General features: G+C 73.1%; 23 protein-coding genes and 1 pseudogene. 16 read left to right on the top strand and 8 right to left on the bottom strand.

Features of this window, described 5'->3' with window-relative positions; translation table 11 throughout:
• Positions 1–29 precede the first annotated feature (29 nt).
• On the top strand, positions 30–602 hold the full coding sequence (locus tag AC067N_RS33045; protein ID WP_478682601.1) for a helix-turn-helix domain-containing protein: 573 nt from the start codon (positions 30–32) through the stop codon (positions 600–602).
• Positions 603–645: 43 nt separating this feature from the next.
• Positions 646–1,203 carry a YbaK/EbsC family protein gene (locus tag AC067N_RS33040; protein ID WP_478682600.1) on the top strand — a complete coding sequence of 186 codons (558 nt, stop codon included), beginning with the start codon at positions 646–648 and terminating at the stop codon, positions 1,201–1,203.
• Positions 1,204–1,286: 83 nt separating this feature from the next.
• On the opposite strand, the gene AC067N_RS33035 is transcribed toward AC067N_RS33040, so the two are convergent.
• Positions 1,287–1,847 (bottom strand): NAD(P)H-dependent oxidoreductase, encoded by a 561-nt coding sequence (locus AC067N_RS33035; protein ID WP_478682599.1) that lies wholly within the window; start codon positions 1,845–1,847, stop codon positions 1,287–1,289.
• Positions 1,848–1,978: 131 nt separating this feature from the next.
• On the opposite strand from AC067N_RS33035, the gene AC067N_RS33030 reads away from it, so the two are divergent.
• From AC067N_RS33030 to AC067N_RS33020, 3 genes are all read left to right on the top strand, one after another.
• Entirely contained in the window at positions 1,979–2,635 is a 657-nt protein-coding gene (locus AC067N_RS33030; protein WP_478682598.1) for a TetR/AcrR family transcriptional regulator, read from the top strand.
• A gap of 271 nt (positions 2,636–2,906) precedes the next feature.
• Complete coding sequence (locus tag AC067N_RS33025; RefSeq protein ID WP_478682597.1) at positions 2,907–3,803, top strand: AAA family ATPase; 897 nt, start codon at positions 2,907–2,909, stop codon at positions 3,801–3,803.
• A complete protein-coding gene (locus tag AC067N_RS33020; protein WP_478682596.1) occupies positions 3,800–5,446 on the top strand; it encodes a VWA domain-containing protein in 1,647 nt (548 codons plus the stop codon). Before AC067N_RS33025 ends, AC067N_RS33020 begins: the two co-directional genes overlap by 4 nt.
• Positions 5,447–5,563: 117 nt before the next feature.
• Here the strand turns inward: AC067N_RS33020 and AC067N_RS33015 are convergent, their stop codons facing one another.
• Positions 5,564–5,932, bottom strand: coding sequence for a VOC family protein (locus AC067N_RS33015; RefSeq protein WP_478682595.1), 369 nt, complete (start codon positions 5,930–5,932; stop codon positions 5,564–5,566).
• A gap of 134 nt (positions 5,933–6,066) precedes the next feature.
• Between AC067N_RS33015 and AC067N_RS33010 the strand changes: the two genes are divergently transcribed.
• Positions 6,067–6,579 (top strand): MarR family winged helix-turn-helix transcriptional regulator, encoded by a 513-nt coding sequence (locus AC067N_RS33010; RefSeq protein WP_478682594.1) that lies wholly within the window; start codon positions 6,067–6,069, stop codon positions 6,577–6,579.
• 28 nt (positions 6,580–6,607) lie between these two features.
• On the opposite strand, the pseudogene AC067N_RS33005 reads toward AC067N_RS33010, so the two are convergent.
• From AC067N_RS33005 to AC067N_RS32995, 3 genes and pseudogenes are all read right to left on the bottom strand, one after another.
• Positions 6,608–6,883, bottom strand: a pseudogene (locus AC067N_RS33005) (PPOX class F420-dependent oxidoreductase); the annotation flags it as partial.
• A 73-nt stretch (positions 6,884–6,956) separates the two neighbouring features.
• Positions 6,957–7,352 (bottom strand): nuclear transport factor 2 family protein, encoded by a 396-nt coding sequence (locus AC067N_RS33000; protein WP_478682593.1) that lies wholly within the window; start codon positions 7,350–7,352, stop codon positions 6,957–6,959.
• Between the two features lie 669 nt (positions 7,353–8,021).
• Positions 8,022–8,588 (bottom strand): TetR/AcrR family transcriptional regulator, encoded by a 567-nt coding sequence (locus AC067N_RS32995; protein ID WP_478682592.1) that lies wholly within the window; start codon positions 8,586–8,588, stop codon positions 8,022–8,024.
• 87 nt (positions 8,589–8,675) lie between these two features.
• On the opposite strand from AC067N_RS32995, the gene AC067N_RS32990 reads away from it, so the two are divergent.
• The 3 genes from AC067N_RS32990 to AC067N_RS32980 all read left to right on the top strand — a co-directional run bounded on the left by AC067N_RS32990 (position 8,676) and on the right by AC067N_RS32980 (position 12,421).
• Positions 8,676–10,130 carry an MFS transporter gene (locus tag AC067N_RS32990; protein ID WP_478682591.1) on the top strand — a complete coding sequence of 485 codons (1,455 nt, stop codon included), beginning with the start codon at positions 8,676–8,678 and terminating at the stop codon, positions 10,128–10,130.
• A gap of 62 nt (positions 10,131–10,192) precedes the next feature.
• Entirely contained in the window at positions 10,193–11,470 is a 1,278-nt protein-coding gene (locus AC067N_RS32985) for an FAD-dependent monooxygenase (protein WP_478682590.1), read from the top strand.
• A 12-nt stretch (positions 11,471–11,482) separates the two neighbouring features.
• A complete protein-coding gene (locus AC067N_RS32980) occupies positions 11,483–12,421 on the top strand; it encodes a universal stress protein (RefSeq protein WP_478682589.1) in 939 nt (312 codons plus the stop codon).
• Between the two features lie 32 nt (positions 12,422–12,453).
• On the opposite strand, the gene AC067N_RS32975 is transcribed toward AC067N_RS32980, so the two are convergent.
• Entirely contained in the window at positions 12,454–12,861 is a 408-nt protein-coding gene (locus tag AC067N_RS32975; protein ID WP_478682588.1) for a CoA-binding protein, read from the bottom strand.
• 177 nt (positions 12,862–13,038) lie between these two features.
• Here AC067N_RS32975 and AC067N_RS32970 point away from each other — a divergent pair, with 177 nt between their 5' ends.
• The 5 genes from AC067N_RS32970 to AC067N_RS32950 all read left to right on the top strand — a co-directional run bounded on the left by AC067N_RS32970 (position 13,039) and on the right by AC067N_RS32950 (position 19,339).
• Positions 13,039–13,725, top strand: coding sequence for a hypothetical protein (locus AC067N_RS32970; RefSeq protein WP_478682587.1), 687 nt, complete (start codon positions 13,039–13,041; stop codon positions 13,723–13,725).
• The gene (locus AC067N_RS32965) at positions 13,722–14,264 is read left to right on the top strand and encodes a SixA phosphatase family protein (RefSeq protein WP_478682586.1); all 543 of its coding nucleotides are present in this window, start codon (positions 13,722–13,724) and stop codon (positions 14,262–14,264) included. Before AC067N_RS32970 ends, AC067N_RS32965 begins: the two co-directional genes overlap by 4 nt.
• Before the next feature lie 66 nt (positions 14,265–14,330).
• Positions 14,331–14,957, top strand: coding sequence for a YigZ family protein (locus AC067N_RS32960; RefSeq protein ID WP_478682585.1), 627 nt, complete (start codon positions 14,331–14,333; stop codon positions 14,955–14,957).
• A gap of 228 nt (positions 14,958–15,185) precedes the next feature.
• Positions 15,186–16,349 (top strand): exonuclease SbcCD subunit D, encoded by a 1,164-nt coding sequence (locus AC067N_RS32955; protein WP_478682584.1) that lies wholly within the window; start codon positions 15,186–15,188, stop codon positions 16,347–16,349.
• Positions 16,346–19,339 (top strand): AAA family ATPase, encoded by a 2,994-nt coding sequence (locus AC067N_RS32950; RefSeq protein ID WP_478682583.1) that lies wholly within the window; start codon positions 16,346–16,348, stop codon positions 19,337–19,339. The genes AC067N_RS32955 and AC067N_RS32950 overlap by 4 nt, the downstream gene beginning before the upstream one ends.
• Positions 19,340–19,373: 34 nt before the next feature.
• On the opposite strand, the gene AC067N_RS32945 is transcribed toward AC067N_RS32950, so the two are convergent.
• Entirely contained in the window at positions 19,374–19,829 is a 456-nt protein-coding gene (locus tag AC067N_RS32945; RefSeq protein ID WP_478682582.1) for an Lrp/AsnC family transcriptional regulator, read from the bottom strand.
• Positions 19,830–19,988: 159 nt separating this feature from the next.
• On the opposite strand from AC067N_RS32945, the gene AC067N_RS32940 reads away from it, so the two are divergent.
• Positions 19,989–20,468: a rhodanese-like domain-containing protein gene (locus AC067N_RS32940; protein WP_478682581.1), complete on the top strand. Its 480-nt coding sequence runs from the start codon at positions 19,989–19,991 to the stop codon at positions 20,466–20,468.
• Positions 20,469–20,533: 65 nt separating this feature from the next.
• Positions 20,534–21,058, top strand: a complete 525-nt coding sequence (locus AC067N_RS32935) for an Imm21 family immunity protein (RefSeq protein WP_478682580.1) — start codon at positions 20,534–20,536, stop codon at positions 21,056–21,058.
• A gap of 63 nt (positions 21,059–21,121) precedes the next feature.
• Here the strand turns inward: AC067N_RS32935 and AC067N_RS32930 are convergent, their stop codons facing one another.
• The gene (locus tag AC067N_RS32930; RefSeq protein ID WP_478682579.1) at positions 21,122–22,813 is read right to left on the bottom strand and encodes a DUF885 domain-containing protein; all 1,692 of its coding nucleotides are present in this window, start codon (positions 22,811–22,813) and stop codon (positions 21,122–21,124) included.
• Between the last annotated feature and the right edge of the window lie 67 nt (positions 22,814–22,880).

Here is a 22,880-nt window from a genome sequence, read left to right as displayed (position 1 = left end):
ACTCTGCCATTTAAAATATTGGACGGAATGTGTCGGATCTCGACCTGCTGACCCAGTCCCTGGCGCGGAACGTCAAACGCTGGCGGACGGAACGCGGCTTCACCCTGGACGCCCTCGCCGCCCGTGCGGGAGTCAGCCGCGGCATGCTCATCCAGATCGAGCAGGCCCGCACCAACCCCAGCCTCGGCACCGTCGTCAAGATCGGTGACGCCCTCGGCGTCAGCATCACCACCCTGCTCGACTACGAGCAGGGCCCCAAGGTCCGGGTCGTCCCCGCCGATCAGGTGGTCCGGCTGTGGCACACCGACGCGGGCAGCTACAGCAGGCTCCTCGCCGGTACGGAAGCGCCCGGCCCGCTGGAGATGTGGGACTGGAGACTGATGCCGGGCGAGGGCAGCGGCTCGGACCCGCACCCCGCCGGCACCGTCGAGATCGCACATGTCACCGCCGGCGAACTCACGCTCACCGTCGAGGGCGCGGAGTACCGCGTCCCGGCCGGCGCAAGCGTCACCTTCGAGGCCAACGCCACGCACCGGTACGCCAACGAGGGCGACGTCCCGGCGGAGATGGTGCTGACGGTCTCCGTGCCGCCCGTCCGCTGAGACGCCGGCTTCCCCGCGCCGGCGCTTTGTTAGCGTGCCGGTCATGCGCGCACCCATCGGAGACTTCGACCACGCCACCCCCGCCCCCGCATGCCTCGACGAGCTCGTCGGGCCGGTCGCCGACGCCGTACGCCACTGGAGCGGTGCCGTGCCCGCCGAGCAGATCCTGTACGTGGAGACGGACCCGCGGTGGGCCGACACCGCGGTGTTCGTCGAGCACTACGGGCGGGATCTGCTGGAGCGGTCCGCGAACTGCGTGGTCGTCGCCGGCAGGCGGGGCGGCGAGTCGAGCCTGGCGGCGTGCGTGGTGCTGTCCACGACCCGCGTCGACGTCAACGGCGTGGTCCGGCGGCAACTGGGCGCCCGCAAGGCCTCCTTCGCGCCGATGGACACCGCCACCGGGGAGACGGGGATGGAGTACGGCGGCATCACCCCCGTCGGGTTGCCCGAGCGCTGGCCCGTCCTCGTGGACTCCGCTGTGGTCGACCTGCCGTACGTCCTGGTCGGCAGCGGCCGGCGGCGCGGCAAGCTGCTGGTGCCGGGCAAGGCGTTCGCGGAACTGCCGAACGCGGTGGTGCTGGAGGGGCTGGGGATCGCCTGACCCGCGCGGTGGGGCAGGGAAACGGCGACGCCGGGCCCAGGACCTCGCGGCCCGGAACCCGGCGGCGTACGGCAGTGCGCGGATCAGGCGGCCGCGGCGCCCGCCCGCTCGGTCAGCTGCTCGATGACGGCGGTGAGGCCGGTGACGACCTCGGCGTCGTCGGCCGGGTGGGTCTCTGCGAAGCGGACGACGGAGCCGGGGATGGAGAGCTTGGCCTCCTCCAGGACCGTGGCACCGGCGATGCCGACGGCCTTGCGGGTCTCGTCCTGCGCCCACACGCCGCCGAACTGGCCGAACGCGGTGCCGACCACGGCGACCGGCTTGCCCGTGAACGAACCGGCACCGTACGGGCGGGACAGCCAGTCGATGGCGTTCTTCAGGACGGCCGGGATCGTGCCGTTGTACTCGGGGGAGAAGAGGAGGAAGCCGTCGGCCCGGCCGGCGGCCTCACGCAGGCGCGCGGCGGTGGCCGGGAGGGCCTCCTCGTTGTCGATGTCCTCGTTGTAGAACGGAACGTCGGCCAGGCCCTCGTACAGCTCGATCTCGACACCTTCAGGGGCGTGCTTCACGGCCGCCTCGGCGAGCTGACGGTTGTGCGAACCGGCGCGAAGGCTGCCGACGAGCGCGAGGATGCGTACGGACATGAGCTGACTCCTAGGAGGGGTGGAAGCTGAAGGACGGGGATCCGGGGTTAAACGGACCGGGGTCCGTTGAAATTTCTAGCAGCTATCCGGACCGCGGTCCACTTTTCTGTGGTGAGCGTTACGCTCTTTTCATGAACGAGCCGCTGCCACCCTTGGTCAGGCCCTCGGAAAGCGACCCTCTCGACGGGCTGATCGACGTCGTTCCGCCCGCCGCCGACCAGCCGCGACTGCGGGCGGACGCCGCGCGCAACCGCGCCCTGCTGCTGGAGGTCGCCGCCCGGCTGGCCCAGGAGTGCGGAGCGGGCAATCTGACCATGGAGGCCGTGGCGACCGCCGCGCAGGTGGGCAAGGGAACCGTCTTCCGTCGCTTCGGCGACCGGACCGGCCTTCTGGTCGCCCTCCTCGACCACCATGAGCGGGAGCTGCAGGCCGCCTTCCTGTCCGGGCCGCCGCCCCTCGGCCCGGACGCACCGCCCGTCGAGCGGCTCCGGGCGTTCGGCGCGGCCGTCCTGCGGCACGAGAACGCTCACCGCGATCTCTACCTGGCCGCCGGCGCGGACGCCTCCCGGCGGTTCAGCGGCCCCGCCAACCAGCTGCGGCTCGGCCACCTGTGCATGCTGCTGCGCCGTGCCGAGGTCGATGGGGACGTGGAGCTGATGGCGCACACCATGCTCGGCTACCTGGACATCCACCTGGTCAACCATCTGCTCACACGGCGGGGGATGCCGCTGGAGCGGCTGGAGGAGGGGTGGGAGGACCTGGTGAGGCGGTTGGTGCGGGCGGCGTGACGCCGGCCCGGCGATCCGCCGGGGTGGGCCCGGCGCCGTGCGGGAGTGGCGTGTGGAGCGTGAGCCGGCGACGCCTGCGCCCCGCCGATCGCCGGGGCGCGGCCGGGTTCGTGCGGGCGCGGTGACGCGTGACCCGGTGCCCCCTCGGGGTCGGGCCGGGCGTCCCCCGTCGGCGCGGGGCCCGTACCTCTGTGCAGGCAAAGCGACCGCTTGGTAGCTTGAGGGCGGTGTCGGTCGGCGGCACCGCGTACGGTGCGAGGGGGAGTGGCAGATGGCCGACACGAACGGGACCCGGCCCGAGATCGCGGGCACCGGGTTCTTCTCCTCCGTGGACGACGTCCTCGCGCGGCTCGCCGAAGCCGGCTACCTGGCCTCCACGGCCGTCGCCACCACGGTCTTCCTGGCCGACCGGCTGGGCAAGCCGCTGCTCGTGGAGGGCCCCGCGGGCGTCGGCAAGACCGAGCTGGCCAAGGCCGTCGCACGGGTCGGCGCCGCGCGTCTGGTCCGGCTCCAGTGCTACGAGGGCATCGACGAGTCCCGCGCCCTCTACGAGTGGAACCACGCCAAGCAGCTCCTGCGCATCAGCGCCGGACGCGACGAGGCCTGGGACGACACCCGCAACGACATCTTCAGCGAAGAGTTCCTGCTCACCCGGCCCCTGCTGACCGCCATCCGGGGCGACGAGCCGACCGTGCTCCTCATCGACGAGACCGACAAGGCCGACGTGGAGGTCGAGGGCCTGCTCCTCGAAGTGCTCAGCGACTTCCAGGTCACGGTCCCCGAACTGGGCACCATCGCCGCCACCCGGCGCCCCTTCACGCTCCTCACCTCGAACGCCACCCGCGAACTGTCCGAGGCCCTCCGCCGCCGCTGCCTCTTCCTCCACCTCGGCTTCCCCGACGCCGAGCTGGAGCAGCGGATCGTCCGGCTCAAGGTGCCCGGCCTGGACGCCGTGCTCGCCGACTCCCTGGTCCGTGTCGTCGGGGCGCTGCGGGAGATGGACCTGCGCAAGGCGCCCTCGGTGGCCGAGACGATCGACTGGGCCCGGACCCTGCTGGCGCTCGGCGCCGGCACCCTGGACGAGACGGTCGTCCGGGACAGCCTCGGCGTGATCCTCAAGCACCGGGACGACATCGAGAAGGCCACCCGGAAGCTGACCCTGGTATGACCGCGGTGGACGGCGCCGCGGCGTCCTCGGATGCGGCCTCCGCCGACGCGACTCCTTCCGGTGCGACACCTTCCGGTGCGGCCTCCGCCGACGCGGCTTCCTCCAGTGCGACTGCCGCCAGTGCGGCCGGCTCCGGTGCCGCCCCCTCCGGTGCGCCGCTCTCCGAGCGGCTCACGGGCTTCGTCCGGGCGTTGCGCGGCCACGGCATCCGGATCGGCCCCGGCGAGACCGTGGACGCGGCGGCCGTCCTGGAGGTGCTGGGTCTCGCCGACCGGGAGCGGATCAGGGAGGGCCTGGCGGCGGCGCTGCTGCGCGCCGACCGCCAGCGCGCCGTGTTCGACGCGGCCTTCGAGCTGTACTTCCCGCTCGGCGTGGGCGAGTTGACGGGGGCGTGGGAGCCACCGGCCGCGGACCGCGACGAGTTGCGCGAACGGATCGCCGCCGCGCTCGCCGCCGGTGACGTCGCCGCGCTCAACCGGCTCGCCGGCGAGGCGGTCGAACTGCTCGGCCGGTACGGCGCGTCGCCCGAGTCGGACGGCTGGTCGGCCCACCAGACGCTGGACCGCCTGCGGCCGCAGACGCTGCTCGCGGGGATCCTCGCGGCCCAGCGGGCGGGCGGGGGCGGTGGGGGCGGCGCGGGTTCCGGTTTCGGGCCGGGGACCGGTGCCGGGGTGGGCGGTGCGGGGTCCGGACGGGGTGCGGGATGGGGTGCGCGATCAGGGTCGGGGGCGGGATCGGGTGCGGGCGGCTCCGGTTCCGGCGGGTTCACCGACCGGCTCGACGCCGATGAGATCCGGCGCCGCATCGAGGACTTCCGTGAGCGGGTGCGCACCGAGGCGCGGCGCCGGGTCGCCGAGCGGCGGGGCGCGGCGCTGATCGCCCAGCGGGGCATCGCCCACAGCGCCGACCAGGTCGACTTCCTCGTCGCCAACCGGGAGCAGCTCGTCGAACTGAGGCGCACCGTGCAGCCGTTGGCCCGCAAGCTGGCGACCCGGCTGGCCGCCCGGCGGCGCAGGGCAGCGCGGGGCCGGATCGACATCCGGCGCACGCTGCGCCGCTCGCTGTCCACCGGGGGAGTGCCCCTGCGCCCGGCGTACCGCAGGCACCGGCCCGCCCGCCCGGAGATCGTGCTGTTGTGCGATGTGTCGGGGTCGGTCGCGGGGTTCGCCAACTTCACGATGCTGCTGGTGCAGGCGATGCGGGACCAGTTCAGCAAGGTGAGGGTGTACGCCTTCGTCAACAAGGTCGACGAGGTCACCCACCTCGTCACCACCGGCGAGGCCGACCCGGCGGAACTCGGCCGCAGGATCGCCGAGGAGGCCGCGATCAGCGGCTGGCACGGCAGCAGCGACTACGGGACCGCGCTCGGGGAGTTCGCCGAGCACCACCTCGACGCCGTGGGCCCGCGCACCTCGGTGATCGTCCTCGGCGACGCCCGCACCAACGGCTTCGACCCCAACGCGGCCGCCCTGCGCCGTATCGCCGGCCGCGCCCGCCGCGTCCACTGGCTCAACCCCGAGTCACCCGAGCAGTGGTCCACGGGCGACTCCGCTGCGCATGTCTACGCCGAGGTCGTCGCCATGCACGCGTGCCGCAACGCGCGGCGACTCGGAGAACTGGTGACGCGGCTGCTGCCGGTGTGAGGTGGCGCCGGCACCCGTCCGGGGCCGGCCCCGCCCTGGGCTGTCGCCCGCGGCGCCCGCCTCCAGCCGCCCCCGGCTTCGGGCCGACCCCCGCTTCAGGCCACCCCCTGCCCCAGGTCAGCCCCGGCCGGTGTCGATCACGCAGAAGCGGTTGCCCTCGGTGTCCTCCAGGACGATGAAGTCGGAGTCGTTCTCGTAGAGCTCCCAGTCGACGCGGCGCGCGCCGAGGTCGACCAGCCGTTCGACCTCCGCCGCCTGGTCCGCCGCGTTCCCGGCGTACAGGTCCAGGTGTACGCGGGGCCGCTCCTGAGCCGGGGTCTCGCTCCGCCCGAGCGACAACTGCGGCCGGCCGCCGTCGGGGTGCACGAGCACCACCCAGTCGTCCTCCGGCTCCTCGCGCGGCACATATCCGAGCGCCTGCGTCCAGAACACGGCGGCCCGTCGCACGTCGGAGGCGCCCATCACCACGGATCCGATGCTCAGCATGAACCGATTCTCACGCGTCACGGCCACCATTGTTTGACATCGCAGCAGAGCGGTGCAGCGAGGGGCATGAACGGCACTGCGGCTGCCGGCCTATGGTTGATGTCCATGGAAGATAGTTCTACGGATGATGAGTGATGGCTGACCTGAAGCGGCTGTACCGGGAACTGGTCTCACTGGAGATCGAGCTGTGGAACGGCATCGAGGGGCGCCTGCGGGCCGAGTGCGACCTGCCGCTCACGTCCTTCGAAGTGCTTCACCTGCTGTGGAGCCGGCCCGGGCAGAGGATCCAGGACATCGCGGAGGAGTTCTCCATCACGGTGGGCGGCACGAGCAAGGTGGTCGACCGCCTGGAGGCGGCGGGCTGGTGCGAGCGCCGCGCGAATCCGAACGACCGGCGCTCGTCGATCGTCGAACTGACCTCCGAGGGGAGGAAGTTGGTGGACGGGGCGGTGAAGGTGTTCGAGGAGGAGTTGGAACTCCGGATCGGTTCGGTGATCCCCGAGCGGTCCGTGCGGGAGGTGACCTCGGTTCTCGGTACGCTGCGGGCGGCCGGACGCGCTCTGGACGCGGAGCGGAGGGCCGCGGGGCGGGCTCCGGTGTCCGCGGTGCGGGCGCCGAAGCAGCCCGGCCGGTCGGCGGCTCCGTGAACCACGCTGCCGACGGCAGGACTTCGTTCTCGTCGGGATCCTCGGAGACCTCGGCATGTCCGTGCAGGACGACGAAGGCGTACGGGGGCCGGTCGTCGTCGACGCAGAGGGCGAGGCGTCCGTCGCGGGTGAGGTCGCGGCCCTTGACGCCGTCCTTCTCGGTGGTGGGCGCGATGTCGTCGCCGTCGAGGAGCAGCCAGACCGGGGTGACGTGAGGGCCGCCGTCGGCCCGGACGGTCGACAGCTTGCCGGACCGGGTGCCGTGGGTGATGAACGCCCGCCACTGCTCGTCGGTCGTCCTCCGCGTGCTGTGCCTCTCCCCGGTGGGAGCTGCTCGTGTGCCCCGCTGCCGGGGCGTCGCGGGGCACACGCGAGTGTCAGCGGCCCCAGAAGGCGTCTTCGGCACCCTGGTCGCCGGAGAAGAGCCACATTTCGGTGATCTTGCCGTTCTGGATGCGCAGGAGGTCCACGCCGTCCATGGCCATGGACGCATCACCGCGGCGGCCGGTGAAGTGGATGTGGGCGGCGACCTGATCGCCGTTGTCCATCAGGGAGTGGACCGCGTCGATGGCGAAGGTGCCCTGGCTGGCCTCCATCATGCTGCCGAGCATCTGGAAGACGGCGCTCTGTCCCTTGTGGTCGCCGGAGAACCGGTTGGCCCCGGGCTGGTGCCAGACGATCTCCTCGTCGAGGAGGGCGCCGAGGGTGGCCATGCCGCCGGTCTGCACGGCGTGGAAGTAGGTGCGGGCCAGGTCGAGATTGGCACGGGTCATCGTGGTCTCCTTGGGTTCGGTGGTCGGGGGTGGTCGGACGAAGTCGAGGCGGCCGGTCGCCCCGTGTGTCGGCTACGAGGCGGACGCGGAGAGGGTGCCGAAGTGGTGGCCGGCGGTGTCCCGCAGCCGGGCGAAGGTGAAGCCCGCGGAGTCGGAGACCGGCTCCATGGGGCGGATCGGTGTCGGGTGGTGGGTGTGCGGTGGTGGCGCCTCGCCCGCGACAGCAGGCGCCCGTGCGTGCGCTCCGGCGGCGGTGAGTAGCCGAGAGCCCCCCGGGCTCGCTGGTGCCCAGCCAACCATTTACATTCCATGGAAGCAAGTTCCAGAGATTATTGTTCCAAGGCGGGTTGCTCGCGGTCGGCCCGCAGCTTGGAGAAATCCACCTCAGGAGGTACATCCGCGAGCGCATGGACCGGGTCCTCGCCGACGGGCCCGAAGACGTCCGGGAGGAGGTCGTCCGCCATGACGACAACGACGCCCTGCGATGCCGGCTCGCGTCCTCGCCGCCGACGGTGAGGGCAGGGTGACCGCCGCCGCCCACCGGCACCCGGCCCTTCCGGGTGGCGCGCAACAGGCCGGCGGCCGGCCGCCGGGCGAGCAGTGCGCCGCGCAGTACGGCCGGCGTCGCCGCGCAGTACGGCCGGTGTCAGAGCGCGGCGGACGGTGCCTCTAGCGGACCAGCGGCAGGAAGATCGTGTCGACGATCTCCTCGATCGCGTCGGGAGGGACCGGCCGTAGCGTCATCATCGTCTCGCCTCGCAGCAGGTCGAAGGGGAGGGACGCGATCCGTGACGTGAGCCTGGCCGGATCGATCTCGCCGCGCTCGACGGCACGTTCCATGATCTCGTCGCGTCCGGAGCGCCGCCCGGCGACGAACATCTCGCGCAGCTCGGCGAAGCTGGTGTCCGTCTCGGTGAAGTAGCCGGTGAGCAGCAGGCTGAGCTGGACGAGGAACGGCCCCTGTTTCTCGCTCATCTCGGTGAGGGTGGCGATCAGGTCGCCGCGCAGGGACCCGGTGTCGGCCGGGGTGACCTGTTGGAGGGCGTGGCGGCGTACGACTGCGGCCTCGACCAGCTTCTGCTTGTCCGCCCAGCGCCGGTAGAGCACCGGTTTGCTGGTGCCGGCCCGCCGGGCGACGGAGTCGACGGTCAGGTGGGTGTACCCCCGCTCACTCAACTCGTCCCAGGCCGCTTCGAGGATCGCCGCCTCGAGTGCTTCACCGCGCCGTCTTCCCACAACTCCCCTTAGAAACTTTGACGTTTCTTATCGGGGTACTCTACTCTTCCAAGTAAGAAACCATTGCGTATCTTAAAGGGGGTGCGTGTGAGCACCGGAAGCGCTGACACCGGACTGCACACGGGATGGAACGGGCGGCTCATCGGCGTGGTGGCTGTCCTGGCCCTGGTGAACTTCGTGGTCGACTCGGCCATCACCGCGCCCCTGCTCGTCCTGCCGGAGATGCTCGACCACTTCGAGACCGGCCAGGCGGCCTGGCTCAACGCCACCGCGATGCTGGCGGGAGTGCTGTGGGCGCCGCTGCTCGGAAAGAGCGCCGACATCCACGGCAGGCGCCGGGTGCTCGTGCTGACGTTATGCCTGAGCTGCGCGGGCGCCGTCCTGTGCGCGGTGGCCCCCACCGTCTGGGTGTTCGTGCCGGGACGCATGCTGCAGGGAGCGGCCCTGGCCACCGTTTTCCTCTCCGTCGCCATCGTTCGGGGGATCTGCGCGCCTCGGATCGCGATGGTCGTCGTCGGCATCGTGACCTCCGGCTCCGCCGTACTCAACATCGCGTCCCGGTTCCTCATCGAGGAACTGGCCACGGAGTTCGGCTTCCAGATCCTGTTCGTCCTGTCGGCCCTCGGCGCGGCGGTGATGGCGATCTGTGTGCGCGTCGTCCTTCCCGAGTCCCCGACCAGGACACCCGGCAGGATCGACGCCGGCGGTGCCCTCCTCCTCGGCGGAGGTCTCGCCGGGGTGCTCGGCTACGTCAGCCTGGGCTCGGAACTCGACTGGCTCGCCGCCGGCCCGCTGGCTCTCCTCGGCGTCGGCGCCGCCGCACTCGCCAGGTGGTTCCTGGTCTCCAGCCGAAAGCCCGACCCCCTGATCGACATCAGGGGCCTCGGCGCGCCCCTGGTGCTCACGCTCCTCGTCGTCTTCCTCGCGGCCGGTTCGTACCAGAGCATGCTGCAGCTCATCCCGCTCATCGGTGACGTCCCGGCGGACCAGGGACTCGGGTACGGACTCGCCGGCCAGGGATCCGTGGCGCTGCTGCTCGCGGCACCGGGAGTCGGCGTCACGCTGGGCGGCCCGGGCGCCGGGTGGCTCGCCGCGCGCATCGGACCGGCCCTGACGCTGGCCGGGGCGGTCATGCTCGGAACGGTGGTGACCACGGGGATGTTCCTCGGGGTGTCCCGGCTGCTCGTCGCACTGTGCTGCGGATTCCTGCTGGGCGTCACGGTGGGGGCGCTCGGGACGTCCGGCTTCAACCTGGCGGGGAGCCTGGCGTCCGACGAGCGGCAGGGCATCGTGTCCAGCCTGGTCATGGTCATGGTCTCGATCGGATCCGTGGTGCTGGACTTCGTCGGGTCGGCCGTGCTCAGGTCGACCGCCGTCGTCGTCGACGGCGAAACGGCGAACTCGGCCACAGGCGTGTTCGGTTACGTCGCGATCGCCTCCGGCGCTTTCGCGATCGCCGCGGTGCTGGTCGTCCTGCTCGTGCGCAGCACACGTCTCGGCACCGCCGCGCCCTCGCCGGCGGTTTCCTCACCCACCGGGTGATCCGGTCCCTCCGCGCCGGCCGGCACTTTCACATGTTTCTTCCGGAACCGAGGAGTTGACGAATGGACAGAGGAACCGCGTCGAGGAGCACGGTCCTGGTCTCGGGGGCGGGCATCGCGGGTCAGGCGGTGGCGTTCTGGCTGGCCCGGTTCGGGTTCTCGGTGACCGTGGTGGAGAAGTCCGCCGGACCACGGGGTGGTGGGTACCCGGTCGACGTGCGCGGCACCGCCGTGGAGGTGTCCCGCAGGATGGGGATCCTGCCGCGGCTCAGGGAAGCGCACATCGAGTCACGCCGGTTGACCTTCCTCAACGCCGACGGCAGTGAGGCGGCGGTCGTGCACCCGCAGACGGTGGCCGGCGGGATCGAGGGACATGACGTCGAACTGCCTCGCGGTGTTCTGACGGACGTCCTGCACGGAGCCGTCCGCGACGAAGCGGAGTTCGTCTTCGACGACTCCGTCGATGAACTCACCGAGCACGAGCACGGCGTCGACGTGACCTTCCGCAGTGGCATCCGGCGCGGCTTCGACCTGGTCCTGGGCGCGGACGGGCTGCACTCGCACACCAGGAGGCTGGTGTTCGGACCCGAGCGGCGATTCCACCGCTATCTGGGCTACTGCTTCGCCGTGTTCACCATGCCCAACACCTTCGGGCTCTCCCACGAAGCGCTCATCTGGAACACCCCGGGAAGGGCCGCGGTGCTCTACGCGGTCGGAGACGGCGCGGAACTGCACGCGCTCCTCAACTTCGCGGAGCGCCGGCCACCACACGCGGTCCTCCGCGATCCCGAGGCACGACGGGACCTCGTCGCCGCCACCTTCGCCGGCGACGGATGGGAGATCCCGGCCATGGTCGCCGCCCTGGACCGGGCGACCGATCCGTTCTTCGACACCGTCGGCCAGGTCCGCATGCCGCGCTGGTCCCACGGCCGTATCGCGCTCGTCGGCGACGCCGCCCACGCCCCGTCGTTCCTGACCGGGCAGGGGTCCAGCCTCGCCCTCGTCGGCGCCTGCATGCTCGCCCGCTCGCTGGCGGCCCACCCGGACCACACCGCCGCCTTCGCCGCCTACGAACGTGACACCCGAGGCTTCGTCGAGCTGAACCAGGCGCAGATCGGTGAAGGCGACGCGGCGCTCTTCCCCACCACCGCCGAAGCCCTGGAAAGGCGCAACGCCAGACTCCGCGGCCTGACCGCCCTGCCGCCGACCACCGGGCGCCCGGCCCACACGGCCCTCACCTTGCCCCCGGAACAGCGCCCCCGGAACAGCGCCTGCGGTTCCGGGGTTCCTGTGTGCGCCTCCGTCGCCTTGCCGCGATCCTGGAGACAGACCTCGACATGAGGAGGTGCGCCCATGCCCCGCACCGTCACCGCGGGCTTCGACGGTTCCCGTGAGAGCGTCGCCGCCGTCGAATGGGCGGCCCGGGAGGCCCGGCTGCGCGCCCTGCCCCTGCTCCTGGTCAACGTCTGGGAACCGGTGCCCGAGCCGATGGGACGATCCCCGATGCCGGGCCCGTCGGCCCAGCAGGGCTGGGCCGAGCACGGGGTGACACCGGTGGGCCCCGGGGCGCGGCGGATCCTGTGTGAGGCGGCCGACGGGGTCCGGCGCCGCCACCCGGCCGTCGACGTGGACCTGGAGCAGCTGACGGGCCGGGCCACGGAGGAACTGCTGAAGGCGGCCGCGGACGCGGAACTGCTGGCCCTCGGCTCGCACGGGCGGAGCGGGGTCGGGGGCTTCCTCGTCGGGTCCGTCGGGCTGCACGTCGTCGCGCACACGGAGCGCCCGGTGGTCCTCGTCCGGGCCGGGGAGCAGGCCGAGGACGAGCACATGCCGGATCCGTCCGGTGCCGGGTCCGACGGTACGCCGTTCCGGCCCGTCGTCCTCGGCCTGGACACCGCGTACCCGGACGAGACGCTGCTCCGGTTCGCCTTCGAGGCCGCCGCCCTGCGCGACACCGCGCTGCGGGTCGTTCACGATCGGGGCCACCGTGCTCCGGCCGGGCCCGGTACCGGGGAGGGCGCCCCGCAGGACGCGAGGGCCGGCCACGGGGACGGCGCAGGACCGGCCGACGCACTGCTGCCCTGGCGGCGGGCGTTCCCCGGCATCGAGGTCGTCGAGCAGTCGCACCCCGGCAAGGCGCCGGACCACCTCGTCGCGGCGTCGCGCGATGCATCGCTGGTCGTCGTCGGCCGCCGGGTGCGTCACGCGCCGCTCGGCGCCCGCATCGGCCCCGTCACCCACACGGTGCTGCACCGCGCGGCGGCCCCGGTGGCGGTCGTCGCCCACACGTGAGGCCGCCGCGCGGACGGCCGGTCCGCGAACCGTCAGCCGAGGCGGGGGATCTCGATGGCCGGGCAGCGGTCCATCACCATGTCGAGCCCGGCGGCGCGCGTGCGGTCGTAGGCCTGCTCGTCGACGACGCCCAGCTGGAACCAGACGGCCTTGGCGCCGATCCGTACGGCCTCGTCGGCGACCGGACCGGCGAGTTCGCTGTTGACGAAGACGTCGACGACGTCCACGGGGAAGGGGATGTCGGCGAGCGAGGCGTACCCCTGCTCGCCGTGGACGGTCTCGGCCTTGGGATGGACCGGGACGACCCGCTTGCCGTAGCGCTGAAGGACCTCGGCGACGCCGTAGGCGGCGCGGCTCCGGTTGGTGGACAGGCCCACGACGGCCCAGGTGTCGCCGAGTTCCGTCAGCATCTTGCGGATCGTGGCGGCGTCGCCGTACATGTCCCGTCTCCTCATCTCCGTGCGAGAGCGCCCGGTGCGGGCTGCCTGCGCCAACAGCTGAGCGTGCCCGGTGATTCCCGCGCCCGTGCGGGAAGGCGCGGACGGTCACGTCGGTCCGCCGCACGGAATGTCGTGGTCCGCACTGCGCTCCGCCGCTCGCGCGCCTACGCTCACTGCGTGCTGCGTATCACCGACGCCCGGACCGGCGAGCCCGTCGACGTCCGCAGGGCGCTCACCAGGGTCCAGGCCCATGTGCCGGGCGACGACATCTCGGGGCTGCGCGTCCTGCTGGTCGCCGACGTCCTCGCGCGTGCCCTGGAGATGGGCGGTGTCCCCGTCCTGCTGATCGCCGATCCGCCCGCCGGGCTGCGGGGACGCGCCGACGACCTCGGCATCCGGCCGACGGAGGCCACCGCGGGGGGCGGCGGGCGGCAGGTGCTGCGGGTGGCCGGCACCGGGGAGACGGCGGGCGACGGCATCGGCGTCGAGGTCGCCCCGGTCACCGGGGCGCGGACACCGGCCGCGGCGGGCACCGCCCTGCGGTTCGCTCTGCTCGGCCTGCCCCGCCGCACCCCCGTCATCCTCGACGCCACCGCGCTGGCCGAGGCGGACGAGGCGCTCGCCACCTGGCGCAGGGCGGTGGCCGGCTGGGCCACACGTCCGTCGAAGCCGATCCCGGAGGACGTACGGCAGGCCCTGCGCGCCGCCTGGGAGAACGACCTCGACGTGCCCGCCGTGCTCGGTGTCCTGCGGGACGTGGAACGGGCCGACGGCCTCCCGGACGGGGCGCGCTTCGAGACGTTCGCCTACGCGGACCGGCTCCTCGGGCTGGAGCTCACCCGGGAGATCGGAGCACCGGCATGAGCGGACGGGGAGCGGGACCGCTGCGCAGACTCGTCGTCCTGCGGCACGCCAAGTCCGCCTGGCCGGTGGGCGTGCCCGATCACGAGCGGCCCCTGGCACCGCGCGGCCGCCGTGACGCACCCGCCGCCGGACGGGCCCTCGCCGAGGCGGACTGCCTGCCCGACCTGGCCCTGTGCTCCACGGCCGTACGGGCCCGCCAGACCTGGGAGGCGGCCGCCGCCCAGTGGGGGACGCCGCCACCCGCACGGTTCGATCCCCGCATGTACGCCGCCGACGTGGCCGAGCTGCTGGACGTCGTGCACGAAGTCCCCGACGGGGTCCGGACGCTGCTGCTGGTGGGGCACAACCCGGGTCTGGAGGAACTGGTGCTGGACCTGGCCGGAGACGCGCTCGACGACGCGCTGGACGCCGTCCGCGCCAAGTTCCCGACCTCCGCCATCGCGGTCCTCGCCTGGCACGGCGACACCTGGGCCGCGCTCGCCCCGGGCACGGCACTGCTGACGGACCTGATCGTGGCGCGGGGCGCGAAGAAGGGCTGACCGGGTCCGCCCGCCGGCACGGGCGCCCGGCGCGGACGCGCAGCCGCCTGCGCATAGGCTGGCCGGATGCAGGACGAGTACCGCACCGTCGCCCGCCCGGGCGTCCACGAGACCGAGGTCAACCGCTCACGTTTCCTGTGCGCGCTCGCCCCGGCTGCCACCGAGCAGGAGGCGCAGGAGTTCATCGCGGCCGTCCGCAAGGAGCACGCCGACGCCACGCACAACTGCTACGCGTACGTCATCGGCGCCGACGCCGCGGTGCAGAAGGCGAGCGACGACGGCGAGCCCGGCGGCACCGCCGGAGTCCCCATGCTGCAGATGCTGATGCGCCGTGACATGCGGTACGTCGTCGCCGTCGTCACCCGGTACTACGGCGGCGTCAAACTGGGCGCGGGCGGCCTCATCAGGGCGTACGGCGGTGCCGTGGGCGAGGCGCTGGACGCGCTGGGCACCCTCACCCGCAGGCGCTTCCGCCTCGCCACGGTGACGGTCGACCACCAGCGCGCGGGCAAGGTGCAGAACGACCTGAGGGCCACCGGACGCGAGGTCCGCGACGTCCGCTACGGCGAGGCCGTCACCATCGAGATCGGGCTCCCCGACGCCGACGTGGACTCCTTCCGCGCCTGGCTCGCCGACACGACCGCGGGCACGGCCGGTTTCGAACTCGGCGGAGAGGCGTACGGCGACGCGTGAGGTGCCGCCGGGACGGTGACGCGGTGTGGCGGGGTCGTGGAGGTTTCATCCCCTTCGGCGGTTTTCCCGGTGAAATGTCCGCTCACCTCCGCGAACCGGTGAGTGCGGCGGACCGTGCGGGACCAGGTGCCGACAGGTATTAGCGTGGTCGGTGCGTCGGCGCGGTGCGGGCCGGTCGCGGCGGGTCCAGGGAGGGATGAGGGGAAACATGCGGGTCGGAGTGGCGTCTTGAGGATTCTGCACACCTCCGACTGGCATCTCGGTCGGGCGTTCCACCGTGTGAGCATGCTGGGGGCGCAGGCGGACTTCATCGGGCATCTCGTCACGACCGCGCGGGAGCGCGAGGTGGACGCGGTGGTCGTCTCCGGCGATGTGTACGACCGGGCGGTGCCGCCACTCGCGGCCGTCGAGCTCTACGACGACGCCCTGCACCGCCTCGCCGAACTGGGGGTCCCCACGGTGATGATCTCCGGGAACCACGACTCGGCACGCCGGCTCGGTGTCGGCGCCGGGCTCATGGGCCGTGCGGGCATCCACCTGTGCACCGACGCCTCCGCGGCCGGAATGCCGGTGATCCTGGCCGACGCCCACGGCGACGTCGCCTTCTACGGGCTGCCCTATCTCGAACCCGCGCTGGTCAAGGACGAGTTCGCGGTGGACAGGCCGGGACACGAGGCGGTGCTCGCCGCCGCCATGGACCGCGTCCGCTCCGACCTTGCCACCCGCGCCCCGGGCACCCGCTCCGTCGTCCTCGCGCACGCCTTCGTCACCGGCGGCGCGCCCAGCGACAGCGAGCGGGACATCTCCGTCGGCGGGGTCTCCTCCGTGCCCGCCGGGGTCTTCGACGGCGTCGACTACGTCGCCCTGGGCCATCTCCACGGCAGCCAGACCATCACCGAACGCGTGCGCTACTCGGGCTCCCCGCTGCCGTACTCCTTCTCGGAGGCCGACCACCGCAAGAGCATGTGGCTGGTCGACCTCGGTGCCGACGGATCGATCGACGCCGAGCGCGTCGACTGCCCCGTGCCGCGCCGACTCGCCCGTGTCCGGGGCCGGTTGGACGAGCTGCTCGACGACCCGGGCCTCGCCCGCCACGAGGACGCCTGGGTCGAGGCCACGCTCACGGACCCGGTACGGCCCGCCGAGCCGATGGCCCGGCTCTGCGCACGCTTCCCGCACACCCTCAGCCTCGTCTTCGACCCGGAACGCGCCCCCGACGACCCGGACGTCTCCTACGCCCGGCGCCTGGCGGGCCGCGACGACCAGCAGATCGCGGAGGACTTCGTGGCCCATGTGCGCGGCACCGGACCCGACGCACACGAACAGGCCGTGCTCCGGGACGCCTTCGACGCCGTACGGGCCGACGAGACCCTCCGGGAGACCGCCCGATGAGACTGCACCGGCTCGACATCACCGCCTTCGGCCCCTTCGGCGGCACCCAGTCCGTCGACTTCGACGACCTCTCGGCCGCCGGACTCTTCCTGCTGCACGGCCCGACCGGCGCAGGCAAGACCTCCGTCCTGGACGCCGTCTGCTACGCGCTGTACGGCTCGGTGCCCGGCGCCCGCCACAGCGGCCAGGGCATGACCCTGCGCAGCGACCACGCCGACCCGTCGATCCGCACCGAGGTCCGCCTCGAACTGACCGTCGCCGGACGCCGGCTGGAGCTCACCCGGCAGCCGCCGTGGGAGCGCCCCAAGAAGCGCGGCGCGGGCACGACGCTCGACAAGGCGCAGACCTGGCTGCGGGAGTACGACGCCGCCGCGGGCTCCTGGAAGGACCTCAGCCGGTCCCACCAGGAGATCGGCGAGGAGATCACCCAGGTCCTCGGGATGAGCCGGGAGCAGTTCTGCCAGGTGGTGCTGCTGCCGCAGGGCGACTTCGCCCGGTTCCTGCGGGCCGACGCCGAGGCCCGCGGCCGACTGCTCGGCCGGCTCTTCGACACCCAGCGCTTCGCCGCGGTCGAGAAGCGCCTCGCCGACCGGCGCCGGGCGACCGAGGCGCGGGTGCGCGAGGGCGACGCAGACCTGCTCGCGGACGCCCACCGTATGCAGCAGGCCGCCGGGGGCGACCTCGAACCGCCCCGGCTCGCGCCGGGCGACCCGGGACTCGCCGAAGCCGTCCTCGGCTGGGCCGCCGTCGCCCGCAGCACCGCACGGGAGCGGCTCACCATCGCCCACTGCGCGCGCACGGCGGCGGAGTCGGCGCACACGGCCGCCGAGCGCGACCTGGACGACGTACGCGAAGTGGCGCGGCTCCAGCGGCGGTTCGCCGAGGCACGGGAGCGGGCCGCGAGGCTTCAGGAGCGGGCCGACGCCCACCGGGAGGACCGGGCGCGCATGGAACGTGCCCGCAAGGCCGAGGCCGTGGCACCGGCGCTGACCCTGCGGGACGAGACCGAGTCCGAGCACCGGCGGGCGAGCGCGGAGGAGGCACGCACGCGTGCCGCCCTGCCCGCTGCACACGCCGACGCCGGTGCCGCCGGACTCGCGGCCGCCGCCCGGAAGGCGGCGGAGGAACTGGGCGGACTGGAGTCGGCCCGCCGCGCCGAGCGGAAGCTGGCCGGCCTCCTCGCCGAGCGCGCGGAACTCGACAGCGAGGAGAGCGCCGACGAGGACGTCCTCCAGGACGCCGAGGACTGGCTCGACGGGTGGGAGAGCGCACGGGCCGAGCTGCAGGGCCGTATCGAGGCCGCCCAGGAGGCCGCCACCCGCGCCGAGCAGCTCGCCGTCCGGCGCGAGCCCGCCGAGAGGCGGCTCCGGGCCGCCCGTGAGCGGGACCGGCTGGACCGGGACACCGAAGAGGCCCGGGCGAGCCTGCTCCGGCTCGCCGAGCGTGCCGCCGACGCGCGCGCCCACTGGCTGGACCTCAAGGAACGGCGTCTGCGGGGCATCGCCGCGGAGCTGGCCGCCGAGCTGGTCGACGGCGAGCCGTGCGCCGTCTGCGGGGGCACCGACCACCCCGCCCCCGCCCGCAAGGTCGCCGGGCACATCGACCGGGACGCGGAGGAAGCGGCGCACACCGCGTTCCGGCGGGCCGACGAGGAGCGCGCCGAGGCCGAACGGCGTCTCGGGCTCGTCCAGCGGGCGCTGGCCGCCGCGAGCGCCGAGGCCGGAGACATGCCGACGGACCGGCTCGCCTCGCTGGCCGAGGAGGTGGAGCGTGACTACGCGGAGGCCCGGCGCGGCGCCTCCGACCTGCACCCCGCGCAGGAGGCGCTGCTGCACGCCGAGCGGGAACGCGACCGGCGGGCCGCCGCACGCCAGGAGGCGGCGGTCAGGGCCGCCACCCGCAACACCCGGCGGGACACCCTGGAACGGGAACGGACCGCGCTGGAGGAGGAGCTGGCGCGAGCCAGGGGAGACGCCGGCAGTGTGGCCGCGCGGGCCGCGCAACTGGAGCTGCGGGCCGCCCGGCTCGCCGAGGCAGCCGAGGCCGCGCGCGTGGCGCATGACACCGCGCAGCGGCTCAAGGACGCCGACGCACGCCTCGCCGACGCCGCCTTCCGCGCCGGGTTCGACACTCCGCAGGCAGCCGCCGCGGCCCTTCTCGACGACGCGGCCCACCGCGATCTGCAACGGCGCATCGACGCCTGGCAGACGGAGGAGGCGGCGGTGCGGGCCGTGCTCGCCGAGGCCGAGACGGCCGCCGCGGCCCGGCGACCGCCCGCCGACGTGACCACCGCCGAGCGGGCCGCCGAGGCCGCCGCCCGGCACCTTCAACGGACCGTGTCCGCGTGGGACGAGGCCGAGCGGCGCCGCAGCGAACTCGACCGGCTGTCCGCGCGGGCCGCCGCCTCCGTACGACGGCTGGCACCGCTGCGCGAGGAGTACGACCGCGTCGCCCGTATGGCGGGACTCGCCGCCGGTACGGCCGCCGACAACGAGCGCAAGATGCGCCTGGAGGCGTACGTGCTTGCCGCCCGCCTCGAACAGGTCGCCGCCGCCGCGACCGTACGGCTCCAGCGGATGTCCTCCGGCCGCTACACCCTCGTGCACTCCGACGACCGGTCCGGACGCGGGCGCAGCGGACTCGGACTGCACGTGGTCGACGCCTGGACCGGCCGGGAGCGGGACACGGCCACGCTCTCCGGCGGCGAGACGTTCTTCGCGTCGCTCGCGCTGGCGCTGGGCCTCGCCGATGTCGTCACCGACGAGGCCGGCGGCGTGCGCCTGGACACCCTCTTCATCGACGAGGGCTTCGGCAGCCTCGACGACCAGACCCTCGACGAGGTCCTCGACGTCCTCGACGCGCTCCGCGAACGGGACCGCAGCGTCGGCATCGTCAGCCATGTCGGGGATCTGCGGCGGCGCATCCACGCCCAGCTGGAGGTCGTGAAGGAGCGGTCGGGGTCGGTCGTGCGGCAGCGGACCACGGGGTGAGGGCCGCGGCGGCCCGGTGACGGGGGGACGGGTGTCAGCGACCGAGCGGCCGCCGGGGGAGCGGTGAGGAGTAGACGACGCTGGTGGTGACGGAGCCCAGTGAGCCGATCTTGCCCGACACCTCCTCCAGGTGGCGCATCGAACGGGCGGAGACCTTGATCACGAAGCAGTCGTCGCCCGTGACGTGATGCGCCTCCAGGATCTCGGGGGTGACGGCCACCAGGTCGTGAAAGGGCTTGTAGTTGCCGTTGGGGTAGCGGAGGCGGACGAACGCCAGGATCGGCAGGCCGAGCCGCTCCGGGTCCACCACGGCCGCGTATCCCCGGATCACCCCCGCCTCCTCCAGCCGTCGCACCCGTTCGGTGACGGCACTCGCCGACATCGACACGGCACGCGCCAGATCGGCGAAGCTCGCCCGCCCGTCGCGCTGGAGGACTTCGAGGATGCGCCAGTCGGTGGCGTCCGGGACATACGGGGAATTCGCGGTCATGGGGGAGGGATAGCAGGGGAATCCCCGGCCGGGCAAGGTTCGGGCCGTGGAACGCCCCTTCAGGAAGGTGATCGACGACCGTAGATTTCTGGCCATCGGGTCCGGACGGCGGCCCCGTCGAGGAGCCGGCCGCAGCGCCGGGCAGAGAGAGGCCCCCGGATGACCACCACGACCGCCATGAACCCCGTCCTGCGCGTCGCGCCCGCGGCCCCGGCCGAGGCCGCCGCCTACTTCCGGGCCGGCCTCGCCTTCCACGCCGACGTCTCCGACGTGGCCGCCGCGCTCGCCGGGGACGGCGACCCCGGCTTCGTCGTCCTCGACTCGCGCTCCAGCGAGTCCTGGGACCAGGGCCACGTCCCCGGCGCGGTCCACCTGCCCACCGCCCTCATCCCCGAGCGGGCCGAGCAGCTCCTCGACAGGTCCGTGCCGGTCGTCACCTACTGCTGGGGCCCCGGCTGCAACGGCGCGACCCGTGCCGCCCTCGCCCTCGCCGAACTCGGCTTCCAGGTCAAGGAGATGCTCGGCGGCTTCGAGTACTGGGCCCGCGAGGGCTTCGCGTACGAGACCCGGGAAGGCACCGAGCGGCGCGCGGCCGACCCGCTGACCGCGCCGGTGGGCGCCGACGCCTGCGGCTGCTGACACTCTGTCAAGAAGAGTGGTGTCCCGAGGAGTTGGACCTGCCGCTGGGCGTGTAACTTCTGGGCATGGCTCGATATGCGGATCCGGCGGTTCCAGGTGTGGTGCGGTGGATGGAGTCGGGCGGTGGACCGCTCATAGCCGTTCCGGAAGCGGTCCTGCCGTTCTGGGCGGGCGCCGACGGTGACGAGACGTCCTCCGACTACGACCGCGCCTGCGAGATCGACGGCCACGCCGGACTCCTGCCCGTCGGTGACACCCGCGCCCTGGTGCTGGGCGATCGACCTGCCGCCACCGCGTACCTGCCCGAGCACGGCATGTTCGTATGCCGCTACGCGGCCGGCGCCGTGGACCGGCCTCTCGCCGATGTGCCGGCGGCCCTCGACCTCGCCGTGTGGGAGCCCGGGCTGGAGTGGCGCGTGCCGGGCCCGCTCGTCCTCTTCGACGCGGCCCGACCCGGCGCCGCCGCCGCTGCCGCCGGTCATGTACGGGTGGAGCTGGAGCCCGGGTGCTACCGGGTCAGCGCGGCGTATGTCTCGACGGGGCCGGGGACCCGGCTCGGCCTGGTGCGGGTCGGACCGTCCGTGGGCTGACCCCCGGCCGTTCGCCGGCCGGCGGCCGGGCCCGGTGGTGCGATCGGGCCCGGCACGCCCGGGTCACAGCCGGGAGAGCTCGTCCACCAGGTCGTCCAGGCCCAGGGAACCCTGGGAGAGGGCGGCCATGTGCCAGGCCTTGGCGTCGAAGGCGTCGCCACGCCGCTGCCGGGCCTTCTCGCGGCCGAGGAGCCAGGCGCGCTCGCCGAGCTTGTAGCCGATGGCCTGCCCGGGCATGGTCAGATAGCGCGTCAGCTCACTCTCCACGAAGTCCGCCGGACGGCTGCTGTGGGAGCCGAAGAACTCCTGGGCCAGCTCGGGCGTCCAGCGCTCGCCCGGGTGGAAGGGGGAGTCCGCGGGAATCTCCAGCTCCAGGTGCATACCGATGTCGACGATGACACGGGCCGCGCGCATCATCTGCGCGTCGAGGTAACCGAGCCGCTCCTCCGAGTCCTTCAGGAAGCCCAGCTCGTCCATCAGCCGCTCCGCGTACAGCGCCCAGCCCTCCGCGTTGGCGCTGACCCCGCCGATGGTGGCCTGGTAGCGGGACAGGTCGTCCTTGACGTACACCCACTGGGCGAGCTGGAGGTGATGGCCGGGGACGCCCTCGTGGTACCAGGTGGACACCAGGTCGTACACCGGGAAGCGGGTCGCCCCCATCGTCGGCAGCCAGGTGCGGCCCGGACGGGAGAAGTCCTCGCTCGGCGCCGAGTAGTACGGGGCGGCGGCGCCGCCGGGCGGGGCGATGTGCGACTCGACCTTCCTCACCGGCTCGGCCAGGTCGAAATGGGTGCCGTCGAGAGCCTCGATCGCCTCGTCCATCAGGGACTGGAGCCACTCCCGGACCTCGTCGACGCCCTCGATGTGCCGGCCGTGCTCGTCCAGGTGCGCCAGCGCCACCCACGGCGTCTCGGCGCCGGGCAGGACCTTCTCCGCCTCCAGCTTCATCTCGCCGAGCAGCCGGTGGAACTCCGACCAGCCGTACGCGTACGCCTCGTCGAGGTCCAGGTCCGCCCCCGTGAAGTAGCGGGCCAGCCGGGCGTACCGCTCGCGGCCCACCGTGTTCGGGGCGCCCTCGATCGCCGGGGCGTAGACATCCCGCATCCAGTCGCGCAGCTCCACCACGGCCCGCGTCGCCCCGCGGGCCGCCTCGTCCAGTTCGGCACGCAGGGACTCGGGGCCCGCCGACGCGAAGTCCTCGAACCAGCCGCGGCCCGCGCCGTCCGTGTCCGCCCACTCGGTGAGCTGCCCGATGAAGGTCGCGGTCGGCCGGGGAGCCGCGTACAGCTTGCGCTCCAGACCGAGGGCGAGCGACTCGCGGTACCCCGCGTACGCCGTCGGCACCGCCCGCAGCCGCTCCGCGATCGCCGCCCAGTCCTCCTCGGTCTCCGCCGGGGTGATGGTGAAGACCTCACGCACCTCGTGCGGCGGCGTGACCATGTTCCCGACCGCGCGCAGGTGCTCGTCGGCCTCGTGCACGGCCAGCTCGGCGGTGAGTCGCTCACGCAGCAGGCGCGCGCACCGGCGTTCGATGTCGCTGTCCGCGCCCGGCCGCCGCTCCGCCTCGTCGAGCCGGGCGAGCGTCGTCCTGATCAGCTCCGCGCGGGCCTCCAGCCCGGCGGGCGAGGTGTCCGGCAGCCTGCTCGAACTCTCCTTCACACCCAGGTAGGTGCCGGTCAGCGGGTCGAGGGCGATCAGGTCGTCGACATAGGTGTCGGCGACCTCGCGGGGCAGCGGGCTCTTGGTGTCAGACATGCGGACAATCTTGGTACGGCGACCGGTCTCCGTCAGCTGCTTAACCGGGCCTTGAGTCTTACGGCGG

The organism is Streptomyces sp. NPDC042364 (genome assembly GCF_056437585.1).
The sequence above is the reverse complement of the archived record's forward strand: the minus strand, read 5'-3'. Positions and strand labels throughout refer to the sequence as shown.

Bases quoted from the DNA above. Each gene is read 5' to 3' on its own strand.
- AC067N_RS33000 (WP_478682593.1), bottom strand. From the start codon at position 7,352: ATGACCCGTGCCAATCTCGACCTGGCCCGCACCTACTTCCACGCCGTG.
- AC067N_RS32980 (WP_478682589.1), top strand. From the start codon at position 11,483: ATGCCCCGCACCGTCACCGCGGGCTTCGACGGTTCCCGTGAGAGCGTC.
- AC067N_RS33025 (WP_478682597.1), top strand. From the start codon at position 2,907: ATGGCCGACACGAACGGGACCCGGCCCGAGATCGCGGGCACCGGGTTC.
- AC067N_RS32965 (WP_478682586.1), top strand. From the start codon at position 13,722: ATGAGCGGACGGGGAGCGGGACCGCTGCGCAGACTCGTCGTCCTGCGG.
- AC067N_RS33010 (WP_478682594.1), top strand. From the start codon at position 6,067: ATGGCTGACCTGAAGCGGCTGTACCGGGAACTGGTCTCACTGGAGATC.
- AC067N_RS33020 (WP_478682596.1), top strand. From the start codon at position 3,800: ATGACCGCGGTGGACGGCGCCGCGGCGTCCTCGGATGCGGCCTCCGCC.
- AC067N_RS33035 (WP_478682599.1), bottom strand. From the start codon at position 1,847: ATGTCCGTACGCATCCTCGCGCTCGTCGGCAGCCTTCGCGCCGGTTCG.
- AC067N_RS32940 (WP_478682581.1), top strand. From the start codon at position 19,989: ATGACCACCACGACCGCCATGAACCCCGTCCTGCGCGTCGCGCCCGCG.
- AC067N_RS33015 (WP_478682595.1), bottom strand. From the start codon at position 5,932: ATGCTGAGCATCGGATCCGTGGTGATGGGCGCCTCCGACGTGCGACGG.
- AC067N_RS32975 (WP_478682588.1), bottom strand. From the start codon at position 12,861: ATGTACGGCGACGCCGCCACGATCCGCAAGATGCTGACGGAACTCGGC.
- AC067N_RS33040 (WP_478682600.1), top strand. From the start codon at position 646: ATGCGCGCACCCATCGGAGACTTCGACCACGCCACCCCCGCCCCCGCA.
- AC067N_RS32935 (WP_478682580.1), top strand. From the start codon at position 20,534: ATGGCTCGATATGCGGATCCGGCGGTTCCAGGTGTGGTGCGGTGGATG.
- AC067N_RS33030 (WP_478682598.1), top strand. From the start codon at position 1,979: ATGAACGAGCCGCTGCCACCCTTGGTCAGGCCCTCGGAAAGCGACCCT.
- AC067N_RS32950 (WP_478682583.1), top strand. From the start codon at position 16,346: ATGAGACTGCACCGGCTCGACATCACCGCCTTCGGCCCCTTCGGCGGC.
- AC067N_RS32930 (WP_478682579.1), bottom strand. From the start codon at position 22,813: ATGTCTGACACCAAGAGCCCGCTGCCCCGCGAGGTCGCCGACACCTAT.
- AC067N_RS32985 (WP_478682590.1), top strand. From the start codon at position 10,193: ATGGACAGAGGAACCGCGTCGAGGAGCACGGTCCTGGTCTCGGGGGCG.
- AC067N_RS32960 (WP_478682585.1), top strand. From the start codon at position 14,331: ATGCAGGACGAGTACCGCACCGTCGCCCGCCCGGGCGTCCACGAGACC.
- AC067N_RS32945 (WP_478682582.1), bottom strand. From the start codon at position 19,829: ATGACCGCGAATTCCCCGTATGTCCCGGACGCCACCGACTGGCGCATC.